Annotated in this window: 7 protein-coding genes; all 7 read right to left on the bottom strand. The window is 45.7% G+C overall.

Annotated elements, in window-relative coordinates:
* Positions 1 to 91: 91 nt before the first annotated feature.
* From AB5542_RS17700 to AB5542_RS17670, 7 genes are read right to left on the bottom strand one after another with little or no spacing between them, the layout of a single operon-like run.
* Positions 92 to 649: a hypothetical protein gene (locus tag AB5542_RS17700; protein ID WP_087421131.1), complete on the bottom strand. Its 558-nt coding sequence runs from the start codon at positions 647 to 649 to the stop codon at positions 92 to 94.
* 11 nt (positions 650 to 660) lie between these two features.
* A complete protein-coding gene (locus AB5542_RS17695) occupies positions 661 to 1,992 on the bottom strand; it encodes an LPP20 family lipoprotein (RefSeq protein WP_279039584.1) in 1,332 nt (443 codons plus the stop codon).
* A 28-nt stretch (positions 1,993 to 2,020) separates the two neighbouring features.
* Positions 2,021 to 3,268: a DUF6175 family protein gene (locus AB5542_RS17690; protein ID WP_279039582.1), complete on the bottom strand. Its 1,248-nt coding sequence runs from the start codon at positions 3,266 to 3,268 to the stop codon at positions 2,021 to 2,023.
* 10 nt (positions 3,269 to 3,278) lie between these two features.
* The gene (locus AB5542_RS17685) at positions 3,279 to 4,193 is read right to left on the bottom strand and encodes a hypothetical protein (protein WP_279039580.1); all 915 of its coding nucleotides are present in this window, start codon (positions 4,191 to 4,193) and stop codon (positions 3,279 to 3,281) included.
* A gap of 39 nt (positions 4,194 to 4,232) precedes the next feature.
* Entirely contained in the window at positions 4,233 to 5,426 is a 1,194-nt protein-coding gene (locus AB5542_RS17680) for a zinc ribbon domain-containing protein (protein WP_279039579.1), read from the bottom strand.
* Between the two features lie 12 nt (positions 5,427 to 5,438).
* Positions 5,439 to 5,780, bottom strand: a complete 342-nt coding sequence (locus tag AB5542_RS17675) for a hypothetical protein (protein ID WP_288215385.1) — start codon at positions 5,778 to 5,780, stop codon at positions 5,439 to 5,441.
* 32 nt (positions 5,781 to 5,812) lie between these two features.
* Positions 5,813 to 8,128: a zinc-ribbon domain-containing protein gene (locus tag AB5542_RS17670; RefSeq protein WP_288215384.1), complete on the bottom strand. Its 2,316-nt coding sequence runs from the start codon at positions 8,126 to 8,128 to the stop codon at positions 5,813 to 5,815.
* Positions 8,129 to 8,136: the final 8 nt, after the last annotated feature.

Here is an 8,136-nt window from a genome sequence, read left to right as displayed (position 1 = left end):
GTATTTCAACTCTCCCTCTGTTTATAGAGGGAGTACCCCGAAGGGGGGAGGGAGTTTGAAAAATGACTTTTGACACATCCTCATTTATTATTTACTTTTTCGAATTTTCGTCAATGTGTTTCAAGAAAAGGCGTTGCAGTAAATCCCGATCTACGGTAGCCGCATCATTCTTTTCAAGCTCCTTATACAAATTTTTCAAGTAATCGTCTCCTTTGAGTTCCAGAACGATATAATTAATAAATTGTCCGGTTTTCTCGTCTTTGTCCCAGCGGTCGAATACAATCGTGGCTCCCGCTAAGGTTTGATTCACGGTTATTTTCGTTTTATCCGTAAGTAAAGACTTGGATTCGGAAGACATACCTTCTGACAGGATCGTCGAATACTCTTCGGTAGTAGATTCCACCGTTTTAGCTAGAATAGCGGCTAATTCTGCAGAAGCGGCCATTTGGGCTTTTTTTCGGGCAGAGGCTTCGCTATCGGATCTGCCTGAACCCCATCCCCGAAGGATACCATTACCGCTGATCAGGTCTGCACCCGGCATGATATAAGTGGAAATCGGACTTTTTTCTTGGATTTTCTTTGATGAACCGCAACTACTTAATAAAAAGAATGCAGCTACAATCAATCCCCATAAGACATAGTGTTTCATAATATTACCTTTTAATTGATTTTTAATTTTTTAATCTGGGCCGGCAATTCCCGGTTCACTCGTTTCATCATTTCCCGAATACACGTCGAGAGTGATGCTGTTGCCGATTTATTTACGGGTATTAATACTTTAACTTGGTTTACTGAATAGTTCAGAAGCATTTGCTGGGTCTTGTTATTGTAAATCTTGAGAACCAGCGAGCAATAGCACGTGTTCAAGTCATACGTTCCCCCGGTAACGACTTCTCCCATTTCCAGTTTGGTGGATAAATCCACGAAACACGTGGCAGCATCCGGGTCTTCCGATAGTGTGAAATAATTATTGGTCAGTAGACTACCGATCTGTCGTTCGATACCTTCCAAATCGTTATCTTCATTTATGTATAAATAGGCGGTAATCGGTGAACTTTTCAATGAAATCGTGACTTTCGCCGAAGGCCAGGTTTGATTTTGTAATAGCTGGCGATACGCCTTTGGCAGGCTGTTCATGAACGAGTCATCAATGGTGATGCGTAATTCCTGCACCTCTTCCTTCGAGGCGATATTTGTCACGTAGAATTCCGCAGTACCCGTGTAGTCCGTTTGAATGGCGGGAGACACGGAACCATTACCCGACACGAACGAGGCATTCAGCTTTACATTCGGAACGACAGTACCATTTTTAGACAGACATCCGGCAATAGGTTCTGCAATTGCTTTAAAAGCCTCACCTTCTACCAGCACGACATTCGTTGTGATCGTCATACCGTTGAACACATTCACGTAGGCATTGTAGAGTTCAATGGGAACATTCACGGCATTTATCGTTAAATCCATGAAGGCCCACGGTTCCACGGCTTCCAGTCCTTTACCGTAAAGTTGGGCAGCTTGCGAAAGATTCATGGCATTCTCTTCGCTACGCCCTTTTTGGAGGTAATCCATCCCCGTTCTTATGGCCTGTTGCCGACGTTCTTCGGCCTTGCGGGCATATACTTTTTTGTCCAAAGCGTAGTACACGTAATATTTTTGATCTGACTGGTAGCTGCCTTTCAGTTCTTGCCCTTCCAGCCAAGCTGCCATTGAGCTTTGTATTTTGTCTTCCAACATTTCGCGTGTCTTGCCATCCACGTCCACCCGGTGTAAAAAAGAATTGTTTTCAAGTTTTACAGCGATCTGTGAAACGATGTCCGACAAGGCGCTTTGGGTTGCTTTCTTTATGTAGTCGTTGTCCGATAACGATGCAACTCCAATACCGATGTAAGCGTCAGACGAGGTCGGGCGTTGGGTTACCCATTCGGGCGCTTGTGCTTCCGCATGGAAAACACAGCATATCGAGAGTAACAGGCCTAAAATAACCTTTCGCATAGTTTTATTTTTTTATTGTTATCACTTGTTACAGGTCCAGCATCAACAAAATCGTATTCCCGTCAATGCGAACGGTTCCTGAAACGTCTTGTGCCTTGAGCTGATCGTTCAGGTCTTTTGCGAACTTCGAGGAGGTCATTTTGAAGCCGTTTTTGTCTTCCCTCGGGATCATCACGTAATCAAATATAGCCGATTCATCCATGATACCTTGTATATGATAGTCTCCTTCGTGCGCGTTACGGTCCAACCAATTCTGAATGAAATCTACAATTCTCTCCCCGTTGGCACAGCAAGCATCTTGCAAGGAACCTGTCGAGTTTCCACTAATGGAGATTTGCAAAACAACACGGGCAGGCTGGGAGAAATTTTTAATGATTTGCTCCAAGAATGGGGAAAGATTATCTTTCACGGCATAGGAACATAACACCTCGGTTTGTGTTGTCTGGAAACGATTGGTCCAGCCGTCCTCCGATGCCCAGATCGTTCCGCTTGCGGTCTCATAGGCTTTCATGACTAATGCTACGCGGGCACCTTGTGCCGTGTAATCTTTCATTAAATCCACCGTGACATAAACGTCTGCCCCGGAAGACATTAAAAGTTGTTTGTCATTCGATTCCGCTGCTCCGGCATTGTCTTCATATTGGCTCCGGCGATTCATGGCGTCAATCCGTCCTTGCAAATCAATGGTTTTGATATCACAAGATTCGAGCCCTTTCTGCACGGCTCCCACGGCGATGCGGTAATCGCTGTCATTTTCCAGTTTTGACTCGAAACTCTCCCCTTTTTTCTTGTAAGGCACCACAATAATGGTTGGTTTGGGAAGGCGAGTTTTGGGTGTTTCTGCCAACATTGCGTCATAATGTGTATTTTTCCGTACATCATTAATCAACTGACGAAGACGCAAGGTGATCCGCATTGTACCTTGGAAACGTCCGCCAACCTTTGTTGATTTGCCGGATTCTTCCACGCTGACCACGTAAGGTGTGTAGCGGGCCTGATTATTAAAAAAGGTATTGGTATAAGCCTCGTTAGGCTTGCTGACCAAAGGTTTGCCGTCATTAACACCTTCTACTCCCTGAAAGAACAGGGTGTAGATAAGTGATTTGATAGCGTCTGTTTCAACCCCTTTTTTGCTATCAGCGATCCCTGCCGAGGTAAAAACGGCGGTTGCACCTTTGTCAGTTTCCAAGGAAACAATCTGAAGGTACTCCTGCGCTTTCGCTGAAGTTGTACAGAGGAATAACAGTATGCCAAATATGGTTATTACTTTCTTCATAAATAAACGATTACAGTGAGAATAATGGTGCTACGGTTGCTTTCACTTTTAGGGCTTGTTGGTTTTGTGCAGCTTCGTCAAGAGCTTGGAAAGCCTCCATGGCGGTGAATATTTTTTTATCTCCTTGAACAATCTTGCACTGAGACATGGTTCCGTCTACCACTTCTTCCACTTTCATTTTACCGATCTCGCTGTATGTCGTGCGACCGGCTCTCATGCTGGGAGCTAAAACAGAGAAATAGTCTCCTTTTTTCACCCCGTGATCCGAGCCTAAGTTGATATAACATTTCACGAGTTTATCTTTCTTTACTTCATAATCCATGGGTACGATTGTGCTTTCCAATGGAAATTCTTTGATCAGGAAATCTCCGATGTCACTGTTGATCATGTTGACCGCACTGGCGATTGCTTTATCTTTGGAGTCTGATAAATCCAAAAATTTACCTACCGTACCTCCAAGTCCGGAGGGAGAATGGTCAAACGTGGCTGTTGCGACGGTCGTTGAAGAGGCGACTTCTGTCACGGTTATAGAATAATTCAGAACACAGGAATACATCGTTTTTCCATCCTTTTGTTCGGATTTCACGGAACAAGCCAACACGTTTCCGTTTAAAATATAATCATGGGCAGCGGCCGTGATGGTTTGCGTGCGTGCTTTTTCGTCACTCATCGCTTTTTCATCCGAACGACGTTCTCCTTCTTTCTTCATGGAGTGCTCTGCGTCCTGATCCACTAATTCAAAACGTTTTGTCTTATTGAGGGCAGCCATGACTGCGTGACGAATTTTGTCACTATCACTTTCACTAACACCGTTTGCTTCCGTGAAGTGTTCAACGTACATTCTCGGTTTCTTTGCTTCTTGTGCTTTCACCACGATCATCGCTACACAAAGTAACACCACGCAGGTAATAATTCTCTTTAACATAGTAGTAAAATTTAAATTAAAGGTTAATAGTATATTGTTTTATAATTTTGCTTTAGCATCCTTATGTCCCATGTCTGCGGCCTTCTTGAAATTCTTCCGGGCCATCATTCCGTTGCTTCCCACCGTACCACAACCGTTTTCATAGATCAGTCCCAGCATGTAGTATGATTTTGCGCTACCGGATTTCTTGAAGAGGCGGACAGCATCCAGTCCTTTCCCATTGTCAAAAGCGGTCATTCCGGCATCATAATCGGCATCTTTCTTTTCCGCAACGGGTTGTGATGGCACTTTCTCCGTCTGCACTTCTTTTTTCTCGGAAGCGGTTACCGGGGGAGTGGTTTGAGACTGCACGGTGGGAGTCTCTTGCTTTGTTCCCGTTTGTTTTTGTTCTGTCGGGGGAGTCACGGGTGCATTCTTAACCGGTTCGTCCTTTTTAGACATGAAAATGTAGCCGACTACAACGGCGAGTAGAATGACACTCAAGGGGATCCATTTACTTTTACTTGAACCCGATTTGGGAATGGGACGTTGATGTGATCCGGTTAAAGCTCCTACACCTTTCTGGCTAGCTTCCTGTGATTGAACAGGTCGGTCAGAAGACGAGGCGGAAACCACCGCCGGTTGAGTAGCTTTATTCGCGGGTTTATACAATTCCGTCATCTCTTTTTCAATGTCGGCTTTTGTATCCTCCACGTCCAGTTCCCTGGCTTTTTGATCCATCATCTGGCGTCCGGCAATACCGATATTGCTATTGGTCGTCAGGAGTAGTTGTTGGAAAGCAAGGCGATATTCGTTGATGGATTTTTTTTCACATTCCACGCAACGGTTCTTTCCTTTTACTTTACAATCAAAGCAAATCTCTTTCCCGCATTTGGGACATCGGGCGTGTCTGTCGTCAAAAGGATTTCCACATACTTCACAATATTCGGCTTCATCCTTTTCCATGACAATGGTCGTGTTATGGTGAACCGTGGAAGAGTTATCGACACTTGATGTATTGATGTTGGCATGGGTCGTGGAGGATTGGTTAATTCCCCCGGAAACATTAGCACGTGCTCCCGCCCCTATAATCGGTTCTGTCGTTCCTGAAGGTTTCACTTTATTCAACATCTCTTCTGCGGTGGTCGTGTCGTCGTTTGACTCAAATGGGACTTCTGCCCCGCAATCCCGGCAAAAACGTTCGTCTGCATCTGCAGGCTGACCACATTCCGGACAAAATCTCTCTTTACTCATGATCTTGTATGTTTATTTATTTTTCTTTTTTATTAATTTCTTTAGTTTACGCGGTGGAGGGAGTTCAATGGGTTCACCTGCGGGGATTTCCGGTGTTTGCGGAAAGACTTCTGTGCCGTCCTCCAGTAAAAGGGAGGTGACCAGAAAGCTCCCGGTTTCTTCCTCTACGCTTCCGGTAACCCCGATATGCATCCCGTCATAAGGGATAAAAAACGGGTCTCCGGATGGTAAAATCCCGGCCCGGTAAAGCTTGTATTTTTTACCGTCATCATCCGTGAGGATTGCCCTCCGACCTTCGGATTTCGACCCGTGGTCCAATAGGGGGCATTCCAGGATTCCGTGAATGGTTGTCATATCTTTATGTGTTGAATTGAAAAATCATTTTACTATATACTGGCTCCACAATCAGCGCAGAATTTCATTCCGGGTTCCAGCGAGGCTCCACAATCCGGACAGAGGGTCGACGTGACTGTTTTTGCTGCGGGGGCTTGTGGTGTTTGCGCCTGTTGTGGCCGTGGGGCTTGTTGTTCGGGTTGTGCCGGGGCTACCTGTTGAGGTGTCTGTGGTGGCATATTATTGTGAGTCGTGTAATCCAACGCCCGGTCATAAGCCGTGTCCATTCGTCCTTCCTGACGGAGTATACGCTCATCCCGTTCACGTAGCTGGCGTTCTTTTTCGGCCATTTCTTCTTGAGCCCGACGTTCCTTATCTTCCACCTTCTGTGCTTGAATTCCTCCGGTCATAGTCATCATGTCCCGCATCATCTGGAACATTTGGGCTTGATTCTCCCGGTGATCCGTGTCACGAGAGGCCCGTTCGGCTTCCAAGCGAGCGTCCATTTCCCGGCGTTGAGCTTCTAGTCGTTCACTTGCCTCACGTTCGGCCTCCGAGCTGTATTTATTTTCTGCGTAAGCCACGGCAGCATCCCCACCGTTTAATGCCCACACTTTTTCATCGGAAAGTTCTTTGGCATTTTCCCATTTCAGGCGTTCCATTTCTTCGGCTGTCTTTAAGCGGTTTTGTTCTACTTCCGCTTCATGCTTGCGTTGATTTTCTTTTGCTTGTTCCTCCGCGTTTTGCATGGCCATAAATTGTTGGAACTGGTTGTCGTCATCTTCCCGGTCCATATCATGCATCCGTTTAGCATCATTGTAGTCCATGTCTCGCTGGCGTTGATCCAGATCGAGGTTCGTTTCGGCCACCACGCGTTGTTTGTCAACTTCTTTATAGAAACGGCAGTCCTCGTAATCGTCTTGAAGACCTTGTAGCTCAAGTTCTTTTTTGATAATTAGAGTCGCTTTTTCAGCTTCGCCTTCCATACGGGTGCGCTCGAATTCGATACCGTCACGGAGTTGCATCATCTGGAACATCATCCCTCGTTGGTAATCGTTTGTTTCCAGTTGATTGTGGAGAGCACGGGCTTCATCTTCACGAATTAATCCTGTCTTGACAATTTCCAGAAGGGCAGCGTCCCGCTCTTCATCGTTTTGAGCCTCTCGTACGATGCGTTCGTTTTGCAGGAAATGTTTGAATTTTTCCACTTCGTCTTCATGTAGCAATCGGTCATGATTAATCGTTTCCAGTTGTTTATCCAGGTCGAGGTCGGTCGTGGCTTCGTGCAAGCGTTGTTCATTCACTGTGTCTGCCATTCGGTTCTTGAAATCATTGGTACGTCGGAGGTAATCCAATTCTTTATCCGAAAGGTAAAGCTCGCGGCTCAACACTCTAAAACGCTCTAAATCCTCGCTGGTCGCTGAAATCTCAACAATACGCACGATGGATATTCCGAAGAAGGCTTCCGGTGCCACGGCATTGATTTTATCTTTCAGTAAAGCATGAAGTTCCTGCGGTATACGATTAGATGTGAGTTCCGTGTCATACAACGTATCTTGCAACACGTTCCGGATGGTATCCGTGATCTCGTCCACGATAACAGTCGTGTTCAACATCTGGCGCTCGGTCAGGTAATGAACGATGAATCGCTCCGGGTCTGAAATCTTGAAGTATGCATTCACTCCCAGTGCCATATCCAGGTACCGGGTTTGTATCTTCATAGGGACAAAATCCTTGTAATTGTCGAGTTCGCCTTGTCTGGAACCGAAAAGAAGAGGGAACGACTTATCCAGTAGGATAACAACTGAGAAAGCGGCTCCTTTCCGGGCGTTTTCCCGAATCAAATTTTGTTGTTGCAGGTAGAGTTCCTCCGTTGTCGGTTTCTCTTCTTTTTTCTTGTTTTTGAATAGGTTGACAATAAATGACCATCCCTTGCGTAACGAATCTGTCGAGGGACCGGAAGAATCACCGGACGAGCCTTTGAAATTATACGTTCCTCCGCTGATGGAGGCAATCGTGCGTCCGTTGGCACGGATATAGGCTGTTGTCCCTTCCGGGATGATAATACCTTGAATATCGTTATACGAGTCAAATTCCGTTTCGTTAATCACGCGGGCTACCTGTCCCGGTTGTATGTTCCAGTATATACGTCCCTTGACCGAATTGATGTCTGACGTCGTTTCCGCTGACGGGGTAGATGTCTTTTCCGCAAGAGCTACTTTCTGACCGCATTTGATACAAAATTTAGCTCCAGGTTTTAACGGGGTTCCGCATTGGGTACATGTGGTTAATTCCTCTATTTTTTGTCCGCAAGAAGTGCAGAATTTTACTCCCGGACGAAGACTTGTGTTACATTTAGGGCAATTCATATTGTATA

The organism is Butyricimonas sp. RTP31003st1_G1_RTP31003_210430 (assembly GCF_040920905.1).
Taxonomy (GTDB): domain Bacteria; phylum Bacteroidota; class Bacteroidia; order Bacteroidales; family Marinifilaceae; genus Butyricimonas; species Butyricimonas paravirosa.
Note: the sequence above shows the minus strand (reverse complement) of the source record. Positions and strands in the feature narration are given on the sequence as shown.

What these genes read in the sequence shown, in the direction of transcription:
- AB5542_RS17680 (WP_279039579.1), bottom strand. Translation starts at nt 5,426, where the DNA reads ATGAGTAAAGAGAGATTTTGTCCGGAATGTGGTCAGCCTGCAGATGCA.
- AB5542_RS17700 (WP_087421131.1), bottom strand. Translation starts at nt 649, where the DNA reads ATGAAACACTATGTCTTATGGGGATTGATTGTAGCTGCATTCTTTTTA.
- AB5542_RS17670 (WP_288215384.1), bottom strand. Translation starts at nt 8,128, where the DNA reads ATGAATTGCCCTAAATGTAACACAAGTCTTCGTCCGGGAGTAAAATTC.
- AB5542_RS17695 (WP_279039584.1), bottom strand. Translation starts at nt 1,992, where the DNA reads ATGCGAAAGGTTATTTTAGGCCTGTTACTCTCGATATGCTGTGTTTTC.
- AB5542_RS17685 (WP_279039580.1), bottom strand. Translation starts at nt 4,193, where the DNA reads ATGTTAAAGAGAATTATTACCTGCGTGGTGTTACTTTGTGTAGCGATG.
- AB5542_RS17675 (WP_288215385.1), bottom strand. Translation starts at nt 5,780, where the DNA reads ATGACAACCATTCACGGAATCCTGGAATGCCCCCTATTGGACCACGGG.
- AB5542_RS17690 (WP_279039582.1), bottom strand. Translation starts at nt 3,268, where the DNA reads ATGAAGAAAGTAATAACCATATTTGGCATACTGTTATTCCTCTGTACA.